This window comes from Stenotrophomonas sp. PA-6-5C (assembly GCF_021605635.1).
GTDB lineage: Bacteria > Pseudomonadota > Gammaproteobacteria > Xanthomonadales > Xanthomonadaceae > Stenotrophomonas > Stenotrophomonas lactitubi.
Map to the genome: position 1 here is coordinate 90,917 of NZ_WKEE01000009.1, position 19,797 is coordinate 110,713.

At 69.2% G+C, this 19,797-nt stretch carries 17 protein-coding genes; 11 read left to right on the forward strand and 6 right to left on the reverse strand.

The annotated features are described in order from the left end of the window. The first annotated feature begins 7 nt into the window (after positions 1 to 7). Genes GIW57_RS05825 through GIW57_RS05840 form a run of 4 tightly spaced genes read left to right on the forward strand, consistent with a single transcriptional unit; the run spans position 8 to position 5,986 of the window. Positions 8 to 904, forward strand: coding sequence for a DUF58 domain-containing protein (locus tag GIW57_RS05825; RefSeq protein WP_236509419.1), 897 nt, complete (start codon positions 8 to 10; stop codon positions 902 to 904). Beyond that, a complete protein-coding gene (locus GIW57_RS05830) occupies positions 901 to 2,022 on the forward strand; it encodes a BatA domain-containing protein (RefSeq protein WP_236509420.1) in 1,122 nt (373 codons plus the stop codon). Before GIW57_RS05825 ends, GIW57_RS05830 begins: the two co-directional genes overlap by 4 nt. Then, on the forward strand, positions 2,019 to 4,184 hold the full coding sequence (locus tag GIW57_RS05835; RefSeq protein ID WP_236509421.1) for a hypothetical protein: 2,166 nt from the start codon (positions 2,019 to 2,021) through the stop codon (positions 4,182 to 4,184). Before GIW57_RS05830 ends, GIW57_RS05835 begins: the two co-directional genes overlap by 4 nt. After that, positions 4,181 to 5,986, forward strand: coding sequence for a hypothetical protein (locus tag GIW57_RS05840; protein WP_236509422.1), 1,806 nt, complete (start codon positions 4,181 to 4,183; stop codon positions 5,984 to 5,986). The genes GIW57_RS05835 and GIW57_RS05840 overlap by 4 nt, the downstream gene beginning before the upstream one ends. Positions 5,987 to 6,058: 72 nt before the next feature. Here the strand turns inward: GIW57_RS05840 and GIW57_RS05845 are convergent, their stop codons facing one another. After that, entirely contained in the window at positions 6,059 to 6,733 is a 675-nt protein-coding gene (locus tag GIW57_RS05845; RefSeq protein WP_236509423.1) for a hypothetical protein, read from the reverse strand. A gap of 37 nt (positions 6,734 to 6,770) precedes the next feature. After that, positions 6,771 to 7,292, reverse strand: coding sequence for a hypothetical protein (locus tag GIW57_RS05850; protein WP_236509424.1), 522 nt, complete (start codon positions 7,290 to 7,292; stop codon positions 6,771 to 6,773). 239 nt (positions 7,293 to 7,531) lie between these two features. Between GIW57_RS05850 and GIW57_RS05855 the strand changes: the two genes are divergently transcribed. From GIW57_RS05855 to GIW57_RS05870, 4 genes are all read left to right on the forward strand, one after another. Beyond that, positions 7,532 to 8,674, forward strand: a complete 1,143-nt coding sequence (locus GIW57_RS05855; protein ID WP_236509425.1) for a hypothetical protein — start codon at positions 7,532 to 7,534, stop codon at positions 8,672 to 8,674. Between the two features lie 79 nt (positions 8,675 to 8,753). Then, the gene (locus GIW57_RS05860) at positions 8,754 to 11,243 is read left to right on the forward strand and encodes a DEAD/DEAH box helicase (protein WP_236509426.1); all 2,490 of its coding nucleotides are present in this window, start codon (positions 8,754 to 8,756) and stop codon (positions 11,241 to 11,243) included. Continuing rightward, entirely contained in the window at positions 11,240 to 12,259 is a 1,020-nt protein-coding gene (locus GIW57_RS05865) for a ribonuclease H-like domain-containing protein (protein WP_236509427.1), read from the forward strand. The genes GIW57_RS05860 and GIW57_RS05865 overlap by 4 nt, the downstream gene beginning before the upstream one ends. Positions 12,260 to 12,348: 89 nt before the next feature. Next, positions 12,349 to 12,672 carry an I78 family peptidase inhibitor gene (locus tag GIW57_RS05870; RefSeq protein WP_100461775.1) on the forward strand — a complete coding sequence of 108 codons (324 nt, stop codon included), beginning with the start codon at positions 12,349 to 12,351 and terminating at the stop codon, positions 12,670 to 12,672. Between the two features lie 69 nt (positions 12,673 to 12,741). Here GIW57_RS05870 and GIW57_RS05875 read toward each other — a convergent pair whose 3' ends face one another. Both GIW57_RS05875 and GIW57_RS05880 read right to left on the reverse strand, forming a co-directional pair. Further along, a complete protein-coding gene (locus tag GIW57_RS05875) occupies positions 12,742 to 14,700 on the reverse strand; it encodes a M56 family metallopeptidase (RefSeq protein WP_236509428.1) in 1,959 nt (652 codons plus the stop codon). A gap of 3 nt (positions 14,701 to 14,703) precedes the next feature. After that, positions 14,704 to 15,090, reverse strand: coding sequence for a BlaI/MecI/CopY family transcriptional regulator (locus GIW57_RS05880; protein ID WP_236509429.1), 387 nt, complete (start codon positions 15,088 to 15,090; stop codon positions 14,704 to 14,706). Between the two features lie 229 nt (positions 15,091 to 15,319). On the opposite strand from GIW57_RS05880, the gene GIW57_RS05885 reads away from it, so the two are divergent. Further along, positions 15,320 to 16,378, forward strand: a complete 1,059-nt coding sequence (locus tag GIW57_RS05885; RefSeq protein WP_236509430.1) for a serine hydrolase domain-containing protein — start codon at positions 15,320 to 15,322, stop codon at positions 16,376 to 16,378. Here GIW57_RS05885 and GIW57_RS05890 read toward each other — a convergent pair. Then, positions 16,375 to 17,502 carry an SDR family oxidoreductase gene (locus GIW57_RS05890; protein WP_236509432.1) on the reverse strand — a complete coding sequence of 376 codons (1,128 nt, stop codon included), beginning with the start codon at positions 17,500 to 17,502 and terminating at the stop codon, positions 16,375 to 16,377. The genes GIW57_RS05885 and GIW57_RS05890 overlap by 4 nt on opposite strands. Before the next feature lie 216 nt (positions 17,503 to 17,718). Between GIW57_RS05890 and GIW57_RS05895 the strand changes: the two genes are divergently transcribed. Further along, on the forward strand, positions 17,719 to 18,027 hold the full coding sequence (locus tag GIW57_RS05895; protein ID WP_236509434.1) for a hypothetical protein: 309 nt from the start codon (positions 17,719 to 17,721) through the stop codon (positions 18,025 to 18,027). On the opposite strand, the gene GIW57_RS05900 is transcribed toward GIW57_RS05895, so the two are convergent. Next, positions 18,015 to 19,076: a DNA topoisomerase IB gene (locus GIW57_RS05900; protein ID WP_236509435.1), complete on the reverse strand. Its 1,062-nt coding sequence runs from the start codon at positions 19,074 to 19,076 to the stop codon at positions 18,015 to 18,017. The two genes, GIW57_RS05895 and GIW57_RS05900, sit on opposite strands and share 13 nt — an antisense overlap. 116 nt (positions 19,077 to 19,192) lie before the next feature. Here GIW57_RS05900 and GIW57_RS05905 point away from each other — a divergent pair, with 116 nt between their 5' ends. Then, positions 19,193 to 19,582, forward strand: a complete 390-nt coding sequence (locus GIW57_RS05905) for an I78 family peptidase inhibitor (protein ID WP_100461760.1) — start codon at positions 19,193 to 19,195, stop codon at positions 19,580 to 19,582. Positions 19,583 to 19,797 lie beyond the last annotated feature (215 nt).

Sequence of the window (19,797 nt, forward strand, 5' to 3'; positions counted from 1 at the left end):
TCCACTGGTGACCGCAGGCACACCGCTGCTGCTGCCACCCGACCTGCGTGCGCGACTGCGTGCGCTGCGGCTGTGGCCACGCCTGGCCAGCGGCGCAAGCGGCATCGGTCAACATGCCAGCCGCAGCCGCGGTGCCGGCCTGGAGTTCGCCCAGTACCGCGCCTACGAACCCGGTGACGAACTACGCCAGATCGACTGGAAGCTGTACGCACGCTCGGACCGCTTCTTCGTGCGCGAATCCGAGCGCGAAAGCCCGATCACTGTCTGGTTGCTGCTCGATACCACCGCCTCGGCGGGCCAGGCCGACCGCGCGGCACCTGGACGCAGCCGCCTGGATCACATGCGGCAACTGGCAGCCTGCGTGGTCGAGCTGGCACTGCAGCAGGGTGATCGCTTCGGCCTGCTGGCCATCGATGGCGAAGGCCTGCAACTGGTACCGGCGGCGCATGGCGCGCGCCAGCGCGACCGCGTGCACCTGCAACTGCATGCCCTGCAGGCGCGTGGCGGATGGCCGGGCGCCGAGCGCCTGCGACCGTTGTGGGAACGCGTGCGCCCTGGCGATCTGCTGCTGGCCATCGGCGATGGCTTCGATGACGCGGGCATCGTGCTGCTGGAGCAGCTGTCCAGCGCGCGCCGGGAGGTGATGCTGCTGCAGGTGCTGACCGCCGACGAACGCGATTTCCCCTTCGATGCTGGTCACCGCTTCCGCGATCCGGAAACGGGCGAGGAACTGCTGGGCGATGGCGCCGCGATCCGCGCCGACTACCTGCAGCGCTTCGCCGAGGCCCATGCCGCGCTGCAGTCGCGGTTGCAATCCAGTGGCATCGCCATCGCCACCGGTTGGCTCGACCAGCCGCTGGACCAGCCGCTGCAGGCGCTGTTCGGCCGCAGGGGCGGCGCATGAGCCTGCTGTTTCCGCTGGGGCTGGCGGCGCTGGCTGCATGGCTGTTGCCACTGCTGATCCACCTCGCCCGTCGTCATCCCTATACGCCGTTGGATTTCGCTGCGCTGCGCTGGCTGCGCGCCCAGGTACGACCGCGCCAGCGCATCCGCTTCGATGATCGGCCGCTGTTGCTGGTGCGCCTGCTGTTGCTGGCCGCATTGGCCCTGCTGCTGGCGCGCCCAGCGCTGACCGGTCCTGCACCGGTGCCAGCGGCGTGGACGGTGGTGGCACCGGGCCTGGACGTGACCACACTGCGTGGCAACGCCGATGCACGCAACTGGCATTGGCTGGCGCCGGGCTTCCCGCCCATCGACCAGCCCACACCGATGGACGCCGCTTCCCTGCCCAGCCTGCTGCGCGAGCTGGATGCGCAGCTGCCGGCCGGCACCGCGCTGACCGTACACGTACCCGATCTCTTGCCCGGCCTTGATGGCGCCCGCCTGCAGTTGTCGCACGAGGTGCAGTGGCAGCCGCACACGCTGACCGCCACCGCACCAGCACACGCCTCCATAGCGCCACGCCTGCGTACGCGCAGCGATGCACCGGCGGCAGCGCAGCAATGGCTGGGCGCGTTGCAGCGCGCATGGAGCACGCAACCGCTGGCAGCTCCCCTGGCCGATCTCGCCTTGCCTGCTCTGGGCGAGATCGGCGTATGGACCGGTAGCGATGCACTGCCTGGCACCTGGCAGAGCTGGCTGCAGCAGGGTGGCACGGTGCTGACCGCCGCCAAGCCGCCAGCGGGTGCGGCCGTCCTGCTGCGTGATGAAGACAATGCACCGCTGCTATGGCAGCAGCGCATCGGCCAGGGCCGCCTGCTGCATCTGTCCGGCGAATGGAACGTGGCCCGCAACAGTGCACTTCGCGATGACGGCCTGCCGCGCGATCTCCTTCAGGTCCTGCAAACGCCATCAACTCCGCACCTGGGCGATGCGCAGGATCAGGCGCCACGTCGCGCGACATTGCCCCCCGCAACGCCACCCCTGCGTGAACCGACCTCCTGGCTGCTGTTGATGATCGTGCTGCTGTTCGCGCTTGAGCGCTGGATGGCGAGCAGCGCGCGACGCAGGGCTGCACCATGAAGACGCTGCAACAGGCATGGCAGCGCGTACGCCGGCGCCGCGCCGCGGTCACTCTGCTGCTGGGCCTGCCATGGGCGTTGGCGGCAACGGCACTGGCGTTGCGCCTGTCCGGTTTCGATATCGCCTGCGTCGTCGCGACCGTGGCCCTGCTCATCATTGCGGCCGTGGCAACCACGCGCGTCCGGCAGCTGGACCGACGCTGGCTGCAGCGCAGGCTGGATGCCAGTGGTGCCAGCGAGGACAGCGCCGACCTGCTGTTCGCCGACGCCGGCATGCTCAATCCACTACAGCAACGCCAGCGCACGCACGTGCTGGCGGCGTTTGAACGCAACCTCCCCGAGCTGCGACCACGTTGGCCGCGCAGGGCAGTGGCGCTGTGCTGGATCGGCGGCATCGCCGTCGCTGTGCTGGCGCTGGGTTGGCCGCACAACACGGCACCGCGCACTGCCGCCCTTGCGACGCCGCAAAGCAGCGCCAAGGCCGGTCCACTGCGCCTGCAGTCCACCCGCCTGCGCATCGATGCACCGGCCTACACCGGCCAACCCACGCGTACGCAGAACGCGCTCGACGCGAAGGTTGCCGCCGACAGTCGCCTGTCCTGGTCGCTGCGCTTTGACCACGCCCCCAGCAAGGCCTGGCTGCAGTTTCACGATGGCCGTCGCCTGCCACTGCGCGAGCACGACGGTGAATGGCAGGCGCAGGACGTGGCGCGCACCCCGGTGCTGTATCGCGTGGTCAGCGAACCGGCGCTGGCCGACACCCGCCTGCATCGGCTCGACGTGGTCACCGACCGTGCGCCCACGGTGCGCGTGATCGACCCTGCTGCCAGCCTGGTGCTGGGCACCCCGGGGCAGCGGCAGTGGACGCTACGCTTCGAGGCCAGCGACGATCATGGCGTCCTCCCGCAGGCGACGCTGTCGATCACCACCACCCAGGGCAGCGGCGAGAACATCACCTTCGTCCGGCGCAGCGTGACCCTCAACGGCAGCGGCGAGGCGACAGCACGGCGCTTTGCCCACACCCTTGATCTGGCCGCCCTGGGCGCACAGCCCGGCAACGATGTGATCGCCCAGCTGGAAGTGCGCGACAACCACGCGCCGACTGCACAGCTCGGCCGCAGCAGCAGCGTGATCCTGCGCCTGCCCAGCACCGAGGCGGTGCTTGGCGCCGAAATGGAAGGCCGCATCAAGAAGACCCTGCCCGCGTACTTCCGCAGCCAGCGGCAGATCATCATCGATGCCGAGGCGTTGATCCGCGAACGCCGGGCCGTCGCCGCCGATACCTTCATCAAGCGCAGCGATGCCATCGGCGTCGACCAGCGCATCCTGCGCCTGCGCTACGGCCAGTTCCTGGGCGAGGAAAGCGAGGGCGCGCCGAAGCCGCCGCCGATCAGCGACCTGCCCACCAGCGATACACCCGCGGCCGACGCGCACGATGACGATCATGAGCACGATCACGAGGCGCAGGCAGGCGCACACGACGAGCACGGCCACGACCACGGCGGCGCAGCCAACGGCAACGACACGCCGCCGGTGTTCGGCAGTGCCACCGACGTGCTGTCCGAGTACGGGCATACCCACGACCACGCCGAGGCGGCGACGCTGCTTGACCCGCAGACGCGCGCCACACTGAAGGCGGCACTGGACCAGATGTGGTCGGCCGAAGGCGAGCTGCGCCAGGGGCGCCCCGAGCAGGCCCTGCCGTTTGCCTACAAAGCGCTGGCATTCATCAAGCAGGTGCAGCAGGCCGAGCGCATCTACCTGGCCCGCGTCGGCCCGGAGCTGCCGCCGATCGACGAGGGCCGACGCCTGAGCGGCGATCGTGCCGGGCTGGCCAGCCGCGAGCTGCCGCTGGCCGCGCGCACGCCCCCTGACCCGGCCGTCGTCGAGGCCTGGCAGCGATTGGGCGACGAGGACGGTACGCCGGACCTGGACATGCTGGCCGCCTGGCAGCAGCGCAACAGCGCCTTCCTGCCGGACGCACTGGACCTGGCTGCCGCCATCGAGCAACTGCGCATCGAACCCGGCTGCACCGAGTGCCGGCAGCGCCTGCGTGCGCAGCTGTGGCGCGCACTGCAGCGGCCACTGCCGCAGGTGATGCGACGCAGTGCAGCCGATGCCATGGGGCAGCGCTATCTCGACGCGCTGGAGGCGCAGCCATGAGCACATCGGCAATGAACGTGTGGATCGCGCTCGTGCTGGGGCTGATCGTGCTCGTCGCCAGTGCGCGCCAGCTGCGCTCGCCAACGCGCGGTCGCGGCCATCTGATCGCCGTACTCACGCTGCAGGCCGCCGCCGCTGCGCTGCTGTACGTCTGCCTGCTGCCGCCATCACAACGCGTCCCCCTGACCGGTCTGGTGGTGATCGGCGCCGAGGCCGACAAGGCGGGTGCACTGCCGGCCGGCGCCACCCGGGTGCTGCTGCCGGAAGCAACGGACGTGGCCGATGCAGCGCGCGTTCCGGACCTGGCCACCGCATTGCGCCGTTATCCGTCCTCTACGGTGACCCTGGTCGGTGCCGGCCTGGCCGCGCGTGATCGCGATGCCGCACTGCCCACCGATACGCGCTGGCAGGCAGCGCCTGCAGCCAATGGGTGGATCGCTCTGCAGCCGCCTGCAGACGCAGCTCCCGGTGCGCGCTTCGATGTGCACGCACAGGCACGCGGCGTGGAACGTGCGCAGGCCGAGCTGCTGGATCCGGCCGGCGCGGTGGTCGATCGTGCACCGCTGGCAGCCGATGGCCGTGTGCAGCTCAGCGGCATCGCCCGCGCCGAAGGCCGTAGCGTGTTCCAGCTGCGCCTGCTGGATGCGCATGGCCATGTTGCCGACAGCGTGCCGGTGCCGCAGCAGACGCTGGCCGCCGCTCCGCTGCGCCTGCTGGTGCGCTCTGCTGCACCGGGCGCCGAGCTGAAGTACCTGCGTCGTTGGGCCACCGATGCCGGCATCCGCGTGCAGCTGCAGGCCGAGACCGGTGCGGGCCTCAGCCTGGGCGACGGCAACGTGGCGTTGGACGCGGCCACGCTGGCGCGCAGCGACCTGCTGCTGCTCGACGAACGCAGCCTGGCCGCACTCGGCGCCGGTCAGATGGCGGCCGTGCACCAGGCCCTGCGCGACGGCCTGGGCCTGCTGGTACGCAGTACCGGCGCGCCATCGGCCAGCGCACGGCAACGCCTGCGCGAGCTCGGCCTGCCCTTGCAGGGCGATGCCAGCAGCCAGATCAGGGCGATGCCCGCCGAGGGTGACGCCACGATGCTGCAGGCACGTCGCGGGCCCCTTGCCGCCGGCACCCTGCCCACCGGTGATGGCGAAGATGCCGACCGCGCGTCCCATGCAGCGGCGCTGCCGGCGCTGGAGTACCTGGCGCTGCAGGCTGTCGCCAGCCGCGCCCTGCTGCAGGATCGCGATGGCAAGCCCATCGGCGGTTGGCGCGCCGTCGGCAAGGGTCGCATCGGCGTGCTGCCGATCACTGACAGCTGGCGCTGGGTACTGGCCGGCCGCGAGGATCGCCACGGCGAGTTGTGGAGCTCAGTGTTTGCCACCCTGGCACGCGCGCAGCCCGGTAGCGAAGGCCCATGGTCGCCCCAGGCACTGGCCTGGGCCGGCGAACGCCAGTCGCTGTGTGGCGTGCAGGCACCGCTGCAGGCCTTCGACACCCACGGCAAGGGCGTGCCGCTGATCGTCGACAGAGGTACCGGCACAGCGCGATGCGCGGGCTGGTGGCCGCGCCAGGCCGGTTGGCAGCGTCTGCAGCACGGCGACCGCACGCACTGGCGCTACGTGTTCGATCCGAAGCAGGCCCCGGCGCTGCACCGGCAGGCGATGATCGATGCCACCACGCAGCGGCTGGCTACATCCGCACCGGCTACCGCGCAAGCGGACCAGCGCGTGCCGGGGTCGCGCTGGCCGTGGTGGTTGGCGTTCGTGCTGTGCGCATCGCTGCTGTGGTGGCTTGAGCGGCGACGCTGATTGGAACGCAAACACCATCCACGCATGGCGTGGATCTACTGACTCCATGCGTGAATCAACGGAACGCGCCGCTCAACGTTTCCCCGCGCGCCGGTACACACCATTGAAGCGCACGTTCATGCCGCCGCACTCGCTGTTGTCGGCCACGATCAGCACGTCCCCCAGCAGCTGCGCGTGCACCGTGCAGGTGTCCTCCACGAAGTCGACCTGGGCACCACGCGGCACCGCCTGCGCGCTCACCGCGCCGATGTTCGGGCCACCCGGGCGTTCGGCCGGCGTCGGGTTGGCCGAGGGCCAGTAGGCATCGCCTTGCACGTGCAGCTGGCCGTCGCGCACGCGGATCCGCAGGCCGTTGTCACTGTCCTTCCAGTCTCCCGACCAGGCCTGCAGCGTAGGCGCGGGCACCGGCAACGCCTGCAGCTTGCTGCGATCCACCCAGCCTGCGCTGCCACCCACCTTGTTCGGGAAGAACGCGCAGCGGTAGCCGCCAAGATCGCGCCCGGTCACCACCGTATCGCCGCTCACCACGTAGCTGCGCTGGCGGCAGGCGGGTTCGCCCTTCGCGGGGCAGCCATCCATGTCGCCGAGCAGGTAGAGGCGCGACGTGCCGACCACCTTGGCCAGGGCAAAGCCCGATTGCTCCGAGGGAAACGCGCCATTACGGCAGGAACCGCCATCGGTCAGTTCGCTGGCGGATGCGGTGAGCGGGCTCAGCGTGGCAAGCAGGAACAGGGAACGCAGCAGCATCCAGGCAGCCTCGAAAGGAAGGCCCGCAGGATAACGCCTACTTCTCCGGCGGTGCCCCGCAACCATCCTGCTGCGCGCAGAACTGCAGCGCGCGCCGTTGCTGCTCGGCGCTCAGTTCCGGTGGCGGCCGGGCGATGGCCGACTGGATCTGGTCCGGGCCACCGGTGAGCTTGTTCAAACCCCTGCCTGCGGCCATCACGCCCTTGACCACGCCCATCATGATGTAGCCACCGGCCATGCTGACCTGTTCGGGCGACGGCGGCTCGCTCCAGTTGCGGCTGAAGCGGTTGTTCTCGGCCTTCAGCGGGTTCTTGAAGCGGTACAGGTCCAGCGGCTGGTCCTCTTCGGGCTTGAGCGCACGCACTTCACCCAGCGTGGTGACGGTGTCCTGCGGCAGGGTGGTGGAAACCGGCGCGGTGGTTGCCGCCGGTGCATCTGCAGGGGGAACAGGTGCAGGATCAGGCACCGCCACCGGCGCGGCCTGCTGCGCCTGCGCGATGCCGGCCAGCAGCATGCCGGCCAGAAGTGCTCCCTGCGTTCCACGTCGTGCCACAGCCATCCACCCTGTTGGTTGCGTCCAGCGCCCAAGGATACGGATGCAGGCTTCAGATTTCGTTGGCAACCACGTGAGCGTTCAGGGAGTGTCCCGCATCGCCGCACCCGACCGCTGCGCCGACGTTTGCAACAATCGTCATTCCCATCTGGACGCTGGGCCGACAAGCTGCGGTGTTTCCCGATACCCCTGTCGACCATGGCACCGCCCTCCACCTCCATGTCGCTGCAGCGGTTCGGCTGCTGATGTCCCGGGCTGCGCTGCTGGTCGTACTCGCATTGCTGCTGGCGATGATCGTTGCCGCCGTTGCCGAATGGACGTCCCGCGTCCGCAACGGTTTGGCCTCGCTGCGCCGAGGCAGCGCGCTGCGCACGCTGGAGGCCGATGAACACGCGGCGCTGGCAACGGTGCGGGCACTGACCGGCTGCGTCCATGGCGACCAGGTGCAGGTACTTCGCGGAACGTTCACCGGAGGCGCCGTCAGCCGCCACTACCCGGTCTGCGACGGCCTGCTGGGCGGCATTCCCGTGCTGCTGCCGCGGCAGGCCTGCCCACACCTTGCTGCGGACAATGACGCCGAAGTGGTGCTGGGCGAACGCTGGGCCGTTGTGGTGCGTCTCAATGGATTCCCTGTCACCGCAATGCGACCGGTTGCAGCCGCCAGCCTGATCCGGGGCGAGCGTCTGGAGACACCGGAAGAAATCGCGATGCGACGCGGACCCGGGTTGCGCCCGTCCGCGCTGTTGGTCGCGGTGCTGGCGCTATGGGCCGCTGCCGATTCGTCCGGCCTGCTCTGCATGCCGTTGCCGCGTGGCGTCAGCTACCTGTCAGGAGTGCCCCTGCTCGCCATCGCCGGCCTGGCGATCTGGCTGGGTCGACCGCGCCGCAGGGGCCCGGCGACGGCACAGCGCGTGCTGCAGGTACAGGGGCGCCTGCGCGCTTACCAGCGGAGCGCACAGACATCGCAGGCGTGGCTGCTGGGCAACGACCTGCGCGTGCAGCTTCCATGGGAGTGGGTGAACGTCGCGGCATTCTCCACCGGCCGCTCGATGCGCCTGGATGTACGCGCCGTTGATGGCAAGGTGCTGGCTGCAGGGCCAGGATGGTGCCTGGCCAGCGACCGGCTGCGCTACCCGTCCAGCGGGGGATTCCGGTATCTGGCCTGGCTCATCATGCTGCTGCTTCTGCTGGTGCTTGGCGCCCTCTGGGCGCCCCTGTCGCAGCGGCTGGATCTGGGCTGGCCGGGCGTACTCCACTGGCAGATGTTCGCGCTGTTGGCGGCGGGCTGGCACGCGCTGATGCTCGTCGTGTGCGTTCGTCGGTCCGTCAGCCGCACTGCCGCGCGTCGTGTCGCGTTCGAGGCGCGCCCTGCCCCCGGCACTGAATGATTCACGCCATTCCGTCGCGTTGTCTCACATGCTGAGACCCATCTGTGGTGCCATGTGATCCCCTGAAACTCCTCTTCCCATGGCCTACGAACTCGCCAAGCGCACCGCCGATGCGGAGCAGCAGCTCGCCACCCGCGACGGCCTGCCCGCCCGCGATGGCGCCCTGCTCAGTGCACGCCTGCAGCGCCGCTACCAGGACCGCATCACCGGCAGTTTCGCCATTCCCGGCCGCGAAGGCCGCTATGCGCCGATTCCCGATTCCGTGCCACCGGCCCTGGCTGCGGCACTGAAGGCACGTGGCATCGAGCAGCTGTACAGCCACCAGGCCGAGGCCTGGGAGGCCAGCCAGCGTGGCGAGCACGTGGCCATCGTCACCCCCACCGCCAGCGGCAAGTCGCTGTGCTACACCCTGCCGGTGGTCAGCGCCGCCATGCAGGACAAGGCCAAGGCGCTGTACCTGTTCCCGACCAAGGCACTGGCGCAGGACCAGGTGGCCGAACTGCTGGAGCTCAACCGCGCCGGCGACCTCGGGGTGAAGGCCTTCACCTTCGACGGCGACACCCCCGGCGACGCACGGCAGGCGATCCGCCTGCATGGCGACATCGTGGTCTCCAACCCGGACATGCTGCATCAGGCAATCCTGCCGCATCACACCAAGTGGGCGCAGTTCTTCGAGAACCTGCGTTACATCGTCATCGACGAAGTGCACACCTATCGCGGCGTGTTCGGCAGCCACGTCACCAACGTGCTGCGCCGGCTCAAGCGCATCTGCGCGTTCTACGGGGTGCAACCGCAGTTCATCCTGTGCTCGGCCACCATCGGCAACCCGCAGGCGCATGCCGAGGCACTGATCGAAGCGCCGGTCACCGCCATCACCGAATCCGGCGCGCCCAGCGGGCCGAAGCAGGTGCTGCTGTGGAACCCGCCGGTGATCAACCCGGACCTGGGCCTGCGCGCCTCGGCGCGTTCGCAGAGCAACCGCATCGCCCGCATCGCGATCAAATCCGGGCTGAAGACCCTGGTGTTCGCGCAGACCCGGCTGATGGTCGAGGTGCTGACCAAGTACCTGAAAGACATCTTCGACCACGACCCGCGCAAGCCACCGCGCATCCGCGCGTACCGCGGCGGCTACCTGCCCACCGAGCGCCGCGAGACCGAGCGTGCGATGCGTGCCGGCAACATCGACGGCATCGTCAGCACCTCGGCGCTGGAGCTGGGCGTGGACATCGGCAGCCTGGACGTGGTCATCCTCAACGGTTATCCGGGCAGCGTGGCCGCCACCTGGCAGCGCTTCGGCCGCGCCGGTCGCCGCCAGCAGCCCGCACTCGGGGTGATGGTGGCCAGCTCGCAGCCGCTGGACCAGTACGTGGTGCGCCACCCCGACTTCTTCGCCGAGGCGTCGCCGGAACACGCGCGCATCGCGCCCGACCAGCCGTTGATCCTGTTCGATCACATCCGCTGCGCGGCATTCGAACTGCCGTTCCGGGTCGGCGATGGCTTCGGCCCGATCGACCCGGAAGTGTTCCTGGAAGCACTGGCCGAAACCGAGGTGATCCACCGCGAAGGCGAGCGCTGGGAATGGATCGCTGACAGTTACCCGGCCAACGCGGTCAGCCTGCGTGCAGTGGCCGATGGCAACTTCGTGGTGGTCGACCGCAGCGATGGCCGCCAGCAGATCATCGCCGAGGTCGACTATTCGGCTGCCGCGCTCACCCTGTACGAAGGCGCCATCCACATGGTGCAGTCCACGCCCTACCAGGTGGAAACGCTGGACTGGGAAGGCCGCAAGGCCTATGTCACCCGCACCCACGTGGACTACTACACCGACAGCATCGATTTCACCAAGCTCAAGGTACTGGACCGCTTCGACGGCGGCGTGGCCGGCCGTGGTGATTCGCACCATGGCGAAGTGCATGTGGTGCGCCGCGTGGCCGGCTACAAGAAGATCCGTTACTACACCCACGAGAACATCGGCTACGGCCCGGTCAACCTGCCCGACCAGGAACTGCACACCACCGCGGTGTGGTGGCAGCTGCCGCAGGCACTGCTGCTGCGCGCCTTCGCCAGCAAGCAGGATGCGCTGGATGGGTTCCTCGGCGCCGCCTATGCGCTGCACATCGTCGCCACGGTGGCGGTGATGGCCGATGCACGCGACCTGCAGAAGTCGGTGGGCAACGGCGATGGCACCTGGATCGCGATTGCCGACCAGAGCGGGCGCGGCCAGCTGCGTGGCAGCGATGGCGAGCCGGGTGCGGTGGAACTGCTGCAGGAATTCGTGCCGACCGTGTACCTGTACGACAACTTCCCCGGTGGCGTCGGTCTGAGCGAGCCGCTGTGGCAGCGCCAGGCCGAGCTGGTACAGCGCGCGCGCGAGCTGGTTCAGCGCTGCGACTGCAGGGCGGGGTGCCCGGCCTGCGTCGGCCCGGTGCTGGCCGCGCAGGAACAGGATGAAACCTCACCGCGTGCGTTGGCGCTGCGCGTGCTCGACCTGTTCGATGCCGAAGCCTGTCAGCACGTCGCCGACGTGGTGGTGAGCACGCGTGACCCGGTGGAGCTTTTCGCCCCGTGAGCCTGAGTCTGGACAAGCTGCGCCTGCTGCGGAAGCAGGCCGGTGACCCGAAAGCGGCCGCACCTGCCGCGCCGGCGCAGGACACGCCACCGGCACCGGTGGCCGCCAACGATGCGCGGCAGCCACCGGCCGAACGTTCGGTGTTTGCCTGGGTGGAACAGGAGATCCGCCACAAGCCGACCGGCGCGGCCACCTCCGCACCCGCCCCGGCAACACTGCGACGGCCCGAGGTCGGCGGCCTGCATCGCCTGCTCGGCATGCGCTCGCGTGGTGGCCCGGCGCCGGTGCGCGCCAGCGCACAGGACCGCCAGCTGCCCGGCGAAGAGATCGCGCCGGGCCTGTTCCTGATCGAGTCACTGCAGCCGCAGGCCATTCCCACCGCACCGCTGTCGCTGGCCTTCGCCAAGCGCGAAGACCAGCACGTGGCCGCACGCGACCTGCTGTTCTTCGATACCGAGACCACCGGCCTGGCCGGCGGCACCGGCACCCGTGCCTTCATGATCGGCGCCGCCGACTGGCACGTGTGCCCACAGCGCGGCGAAGGCCTGCGCATCCGCCAGTTGCTGATCTCCACGATGGCCGCTGAAGAAGCCATGCTGACCACCTTCGCCCGCTGGCTGCAGCCGCATACCGTGTTCTGCAGCTACAACGGCCGCAGCTACGACGCACCGCTGCTGAAGACGCGTTATCGGCTGGCCCGCCAGGCCGATCCCATCACCGCGTTGGATCACGTCGACCTGCTGTATCCCACCCGCCGCCGTTATCGCGGCACGTGGGAAAACTGCAAGCTGTCCACCATCGAGCGGCAACTGCTGCGTGTGGTGCGCGAGGATGATCTGCCCGGCTCGGAAGCCCCTGCTGCATGGCTGCGTTTCCTGCGCGGCGGCGATGCGGTGAATCTGCGCCGGGTGGCCGACCACAACCACCAGGACGTGGTGACCCTGGCGCTGCTGCTGCAGCGGCTGGTGCGGGAAGAGCAGCGCGAACGGGAGACGCTGGCGTTGGTAAGCGGATGATCGGGGAAGACGGATTCAGGCCGCGTTGACATCGCTGACACACGTGCCGGCGACACTGCCGCTACTGAACACTACCCAGGAGCTCTGCCATGCGTCGATCCTCCCTGTTGCTGCTTGCGGCCATCCTGCCGCTGGCGGCCTGCAGCCACGCCGGTGGCAACACCTCCGCCGAGGTCGGCAGCCTGCCGGCCAAGGTGTCGGACGGCCCGCAGGAGTGCAATCCTGAAAAGCTGGAGAGCTTCACCGGCAAGGTCGCCGACGAAGCGACGATCAAGAAGCTGGTGGCCGACAGCGGCGCGCGCAATGCACGCGTGGTCAAACCCGGCATGGCGGTGACCATGGATTTCCGCCAGGACCGCGTGACCGTGCAGGTGGATGCGCAGAACCGCATCGAGCGCGCCAGCTGCGGTTGATCGTCCCGGGGTAGTGCCGGCCGCAGGCCGGCACCCCCACATTGCCGGCCAGCGGCCGGCACTACCGGTTCAGAGCCGCTCGGCCTTGCCGCTGGCCAGCGCACGGGCGATTACCTGCTCTGCCTGCTTCGCGGCCTGCACCTGCAGCCGCGCCTGACGCTCGCCCAGTGCCGCCTGCTTGCTGCCCAGCGCGGCCTGCTGGCTTCCCAGCGCAGCCTGCTGGCTGGCGAGACGGCTCATTTCGCGGCTGCGCTCGGACTGCAGCGCCTGGTTGCGGGCAACCTGTGACGCCTGCTGTGCTTCAGCCGCAGCCTGCCGCGCAGTCTTCGCATCGTCCACCGCGCCACGGGTGGCCCGCGCTGCTTCGGCTGCTGCTTCACGGTTGATGTCGCGATTGTTGATCGCACTGCGTGCAGCCCGTGCGGCGGCAAGGGCGATCTCACGTGCCTCTGCACCCTGCAGCCTGCCAAGCTCGCCCTGCTCGCGGCCGAGCTGGCCCTGCTGGCGACCCAACGCACTCTGCTGACGTCCCAGTTCACTCTGCTGGCGGCCCAGATCGGCGGCGCCGGCATAGGCACGCTGCAACGACTGGATCAGCATCGGATCGCGCACGACGTAACGCTTGTCGCCTTGACGGAACCACAGCGCCGGGCCGTCGCCAATCCGGCTGCGCGCCTGCATCACATCGTCCATGCCGGCATTGGCGAACGCCTGGCCATGATCGACCAGCACGAAGGCCTGCTGCGGTGGCGTGCCGAGATCGAGCTGGCCATGGGTGACGATGGTCACTGCCGCGTCCACATCCACGTTGAGGTCAGCAGTCTCCTCAGGGCCGGCCGGCTCGGCAGGTTCCTCCACCTCGGCCTCGGCGGGGTCTGCCGCCTCGGCCCAGTCGGTCGGCTCTGCAGGTACCGCCGCGGCAGGCGGCGCTGCGGGAGCTGCGGGAGCTGCTGGTGCTGCGGGCGGCGGCGGCGCAGGCACAGCGCGCGGCGGTGCCGGCGGCGCGGGCGGGACCGGCGCGGCCACCAGGCGCATCGGCGCCACACCCACCGCCAACACCACCAAAGTCAAGCCAACGGCCAGCAGGCGTGGGCACGCCCGGTGCGACTGCAGCGAGAGCAGGCGGCGCTTGAGACTGGTGGTGCTGGGCGCTGCGCTGGCCACGCCGAGGTGCGGCTGCGGCGCCACACCCAGCTGCAGCAACAGGCGGCCATAGGCATGGCGGCTGGCGCCATGTTGGCCGACCACGGCCGCATCCACCGCTTCCTCGCGGGCCTGGGCGTATTCGCGCACGGCCAGGCGCAGCAGAGGATTGAAGAAGAACAGGTGCTGGGCCAGGGCCGGCAGCAATCCCCACTGCAGGTCACGCCGTTGCAGATGTTGAAGTTCGTGGGTCAGCGCGAGGTCCAGCGCGTCGCCCTGCAGCGCGTTCATTCCCGCCGGCAGCAGCAGCACCGGACGGAACGGCCCGACCAGCTGCGGCGCGTCGACCTGGTCGCTCATCCACAGGCGCGGTGCGCTGCGCAGACCGTGCGCATCCGAGGCCAGCTGCAGCGCCTGCACCAGCGCCTGGTCCTCGCACGGATACGACGCAGCCAGCAGCGCACGGCAACGGCGCCATTCGCCGAAGGTCCGCAACGCCATCAGCAGTACGCCGGACATCCACAGCGCGGCCAGTGCCAATGCCCACCAGGCCACCGGCGTGCTGCCGACATCGCCCATCGGCGTGTTCGCCAGCAGGTGCGCAGATGCCTCGGGTGCGATCGTATACATCGCGTCCGCGGCAAGATCCACGGTCGTCACTGCCACCGCATCGGGTGCGGGCAGCCAGGCCAGCTGCAGCGGTTGGCTCCACAACAGGCCGACCACGGCCTGCAGCGATACCAGCCACCACAAGCGGCAACGGGTGGCCGCCGACAGTGTCGGCAACGCGCGGCACAGCAGGTACACCAGCGCCACCAGCAGCACGGTCTGCAGGCTGGTCCAGCCCAGCCGCTCCAGCATCGGAATCAACATCGAGGTATCCATGGCTCAATCCTCCTGGCGACGCGATTGCAGTTCGGCCACCAGCGCTTCCAGTTCGGCCAGTTCGTTGTCGCTGACCTTCTGCCGCTGCGACAGGTACGCCACGAACGGCGAGACCGAGCCCTGCAGGGTGTTGTCGACGAACTGGGCGATGGCGCCCTGCAACACGCTCTCCGGGCCGCGGGTGGGCTGGTAACGGTAGACGCCCTGCTGCTGCCGGCGCTGCAGGTAACCCTTGGCGCGCAGGCGCTCCATCATCGTCAACACCGTGGAGCGGGCCAGTCCGCGCGGTTCGCCATAGCCGCTGGCGACCTCGCCGACGCTGGCCGGCGCCTGCTCATCCACATACTGCAGCAGGGCCAGTTCCTGGTCCCCGATGGTCTTGCCACGCATGACAACACTCCCTTGACTACACGTGTCGCTACTGTTGCCATGACGACACCTGTAGTCAACCCCCCGGAAGTCATGGGCCGACGAACGGTAGGGCGCGCGGCCGGCTTAAACCTTTTACGCCGCGCGCGCATCCGATCCCTGGCCTGTCTCCTGCGGCAGTCGTCATCGCCGCCGATCTTCCTGCCCTCCGGGATCCCGCATGCCTCGCCAGACGCTACCAATCCTGCTCATGATCATCAGCCTGCTGCCCTTCGCCGCCGTCTCCGCCAACCAGGACCAGGCCAACGACCAGACCCGCCGCTTCATCCGCCAGACCATGCAGGAACAGCGCATCCCAGGCCTGCAGATCGCCGTGGTCAAGGATGGCCAGGTGGTGCTGTCGGAAACCTATGGGCTGGCCAACGTCGAGAACGGTGTGGTCGCCACCCGCAGCACGCGGTTCCCGCTCAACTCGGCCAGCAAATCCTTCACCGGCGTCGCCATGGCGCAGCTGGCACAGGACGGGCGGGTGGATCTCGACGCACCGGCCTCGCGCTATCTCGATGACCTGCCCGGAAGTTGGCGTGCGGTACGCGTGCGCCAACTGCTCGCCCACACCTCCGGCCTGCCCGACATCCTCGATGCAGAGGGACTGCTGGGCGGTGGCTCGGAACAGGACGCATGGCAGGCAGTTCGTGCGCTGCCGGCAGAGGCCGCGGCGGGCGAGCGCTTCCAGTACAACCAGACCAACTACGTGCTGCTGGCGCGGATCATCGCGCAGCAATCCGGCATGCCCTACGAACGCTTCCTGACCACCCGCCAGTTCTCCACCGCGCGCATGGCACGCACCACGTTTGGCGACAGCTACGACCTGATTCCGGATGCGGCGACGATGTACAGCTACCTGCCACGCGCAACCGATGCGAAGGATGCGACACCACGGCTGTCGCACTGGTTCTACGACATGCCGCCCAGCCTGTGGGCCGGGGGCGGCATCCTCACCACGGCCGATGACACCGCGCGCTGGTTGGTTGCATTGCAGGATGGTCGCCTGCTGGAGCAGCGCGCGGTGCAGCAGATGTGGACGACCGAGCGCCTCAATGATGACAGCGCCGGTGACTGGGCCGCAGGCTGGCCGGTGTTCAACACCGCGCCCGACCTGCAGGTGGGTGGCATGGGCGGCGCGCGCTCGGCTTTCATCGTCTATCCCGAGCGCGACCTGGCCGTTGTCGTGCTGACCAATCTGGTCGGCGCCAATCCGCAGCAGTTCATCCCGCGCATTGCCGGTTTCTATTCCGCTGCGCGCTAACCGCGCGGCCCGCCCATCACCGGCAGGATCACCCCGCTGATGTAGCTGGCGCAGGCCGGTGAGGCCAGGAACACATACGCTGGCGACAGTTCTTCGGGCTGTGCCGGCCGGCCCATGTCGCTGTCCTTGCCGAACTCGGCGACATCCTTCGCCTGCTTGTCGGCGGGATTCAACGGCGTCCACACCGGGCCCGGCGCCACGCAGTTGACCCGGATGCCGCGCGGCAGCAGCTGGCTGGCCAGGGCTTTGGTGAACGCATGGATGGCGCCCTTGGTGGCAGAGTAATCGATCAGCGCCTTGCTGCCGAACAGGCCGGTTTCCGAACCGGTATTGATGATGCTGGCGCCCTCGCCCAGATGTGGCAGCACCGCACGCGCCATCTGGATGTAGCCGCCGATGTTGGTCTGCAGGGTTTCCTGCAGGTGCGCGTCTTCCAGGTCTTCGAGGCGCTCGCAGTGCAGCTGGAACGCCGCGTTGTTGACCAGGATGTCGATGCCGCCGAAGGCCTTGGCCACCTGTTTCACGGCCTTGTTGCAGAAGCGTGGGTCGCGCACGTCGCCGGCGATCACCACGCAGCGGCCGCCCTCCTTCTCCACGTGCTGGCGAGTGAGCTCGGCGTCCTCGGCTTCGTCCAGATGCAGCACCGCAACATCGGCGCCTTCGCGGGCGAACAGCACCGCCACCGCGCGGCCGATGCCGGAATCGCCACCGGTGACGATCGCGCGCATGCCCTGCAGCTTGCCGCTGCCGACGTAGTCGGGTGCCAGGAAGCGCGGTGCCAGTTCCAGTGCGTGCTCATGGCCCGGCTTGGCCAGTTGCTGCGCCGGCATCGTCTCCGGCTGACGGCGCGGGCCGGCTTGGGTGGCGGTCTTCTTTGTCGCCTTTTTCGTCGCCTTCTTCGCCGCGCGTACATCCTTCGCTTTTTCCTGGTCCTGAAGGCGTCGTTGCCGCGCTGCGACACGTGCCGCGCGGGGATCGGAAGCGGCGGCCTTGCGGGTCGCGGTCTTCACCACGCGCGGGCGCTCGGACGTGGTGGCTTCGGCGGCGGCTGGGGCGGCCTGGGTGCCTTTGCGTATCTTCGGCGATGCCTTGCGGCGGGCGGGGGTCTTCCTGGTGGTGGCCATGCAGGTCTCCTCGGGGGATGGGGGTTGCCGGCCAGCGGCCGGCACTACCGGGGCGCGTGCGCCGCAGTACCGGGGGCGGCGTGCGCCGCTCATGCAGTGTCTCCACGCATGCTGTTGGCGGCAGTGAGCGCTCCGTGTCCATCGCGTGCACGGCATTCATTCCGCCACCACGCCTGTCGTCGCACCCTGCAGGCCACAACACGAGGAACATCCCCCATGAAACATGCCATTGCCACCGCCGCCGTCTGCTTCGCTCTCGCCGCCTGCAGCAGCAGCCCCGTCGCCCAGATCCAGCCCATCGATGGCGTGATTTCCGGCCAGTGCCATTCCGACATGGTGCGCGGCGCGGTCGGCCTGGCGGCATCGGATGCCACCGTCGAGCGCGCCCGCGTCGACAGCGACAGCCTGCACGTGCAGGTGCTGCGTCACGACGGCCTGCGCGTGCCGCCGGCCAGCGAAGGCGGTGAGCGCCTGACCATCGAAAAGGGCCGCACCAACAACATCACCGCGATCTATTGCGGCTGAGTTGCCTTGCGGCTGAGCCGCCGGGCACGTCGCAGGACCTTCAGTGTCGCCTGTTCCCACTGCCGCGGGCCGCGCAGGCCCGCCAGCGAGGCCAGCTCGCCGCGCTCCCACCCGGCGAACACGCACGGGTCGATGTAAGCCTTGCGGCATACCGCAGGGGTATTGCCCAGCCGTGCCGCCACCTGGCACACCACTTCGCGCTGCGCCTTGGCCAGCGCGCGCTGGCTGGCCGGTTCTGGCAGCTCGGTGGCGGCGAAGGTCTGCACGGCGGCCAGCGTTCCGCCCCAGGTGCGGAAGTCCTTGGCGGTGAAGTCTTCGCCCATCACCTCGCGCAGGTAGTCGTTCACCGCGCCCGAATCCACGGGCTGCACGACCCCCTCATCGTCGCGGTACTGGAACAGGGCCTGCCCCGGCAGCTGCTGCACGCTGCGTACCAACGCGCCCAGCCGACGGTCGCCCACCGTCACCTCCTGCAACTGCCCGGACTTGCCACGGAAGCGCATGCGCACCCGGCCACCCCGAAGCAGGTCCAGGTGACGGTTGCGCAGCGTTGTCAGGCCGTACGACTTGTTCTCCTGCGCATAGGTCTCGTTGCCCACCCGCACCAGCGTGTCGGCCAGCAGCGCGACCACCACCGCCAGCACCTTCTCACGGGGGAAGCCACTGCGCTTGAGGTCGCGGCCGAGGCGCCGTCGCAGCGCCGGCAACGCTTGGCCGAAGGCGATGATGCGGTCGAACTTGCCGGCATCACGCACCGCCGCCCAGTCGGCGTGGTAGCGGTACTGCTTGCGCCCGCGCGCGTCGCGGCCGGTGGCCTGCAGATGGCCGTTGGCATGGGCGCAGATCCACACGGCGGTGTAGGCCGGGGGCACGGCCAGCGAGCGGATGCGCTGCAGCGTGGCGGCATCGCGTATGGCATGACCGTCGGTATCGCGATAGGAGAAGCCTTTGCCAGCGCGGACGCGGCTGAAACCGGGTTGGGTGTCATCGACGTAGCGCAGGCCGGCGGCGCGCGCGGCCTGGCGTTCGGGGGTGGGGGTAGCGGGCATGCCGTCAGTCTGCCGAGCGGGGCGGCGTGGCCACGTCAATAACGCAAGACAAACACGTGAGGGTGGGTTCGCCGCTATGCTCGGCCTTTCACCGTCCCTTCCCTTCCGGAGTCATGATGTCGTTCCCGATCCGCGCCCGTTCCCTCTCCGCCCTGCTGCTGCCGGCCGTGCTGGCCCTGACCGCCTGCCAGGCGCCGTCGCTGGATGAGCAGGACTCGGCCACCGCCCACGCACAGCAGGCCGCCGAGGCTGCCAAGGCTCCGGCCGACGAAGCCGGCAAGGCCACCGAAGCACCGCCGGTCGGCAACTGCGACGCCAGCCAGGTGCAGAGCCTGGTCGGCCAGGCCTACACCGATGCGCTGGGCAAGCAGGCCCAGGAAGATTCCGCCGCGACCCAGCTGCGCGTACTGCACCCCAATGACGTCACCACGATGGAATTCGTGGGCGACCGCCTGAACATCGAGGTGGACGCAAAGGACGTGGTCAGCGGCGTCCGCTGCGGCTGACCCATCCCGCGCCGGCAAGCGTTTGCCGGCGCTTTGGTTGCGCCTGCAACCGTGTATTGCGGCGTTGCAGCAACCTGTGATCTAGTCGAGGCATCCGGTGGCCTCACGATGCGCTCCAGGAAGAGCACGGCGTGTGCGTCAGGGTGAGTGTGAAGACCCTTGGCGTGCGGCCAGACAAGGCGCGCGCCGCAGCGCAGGCGAGTGCCTGCGCAAGG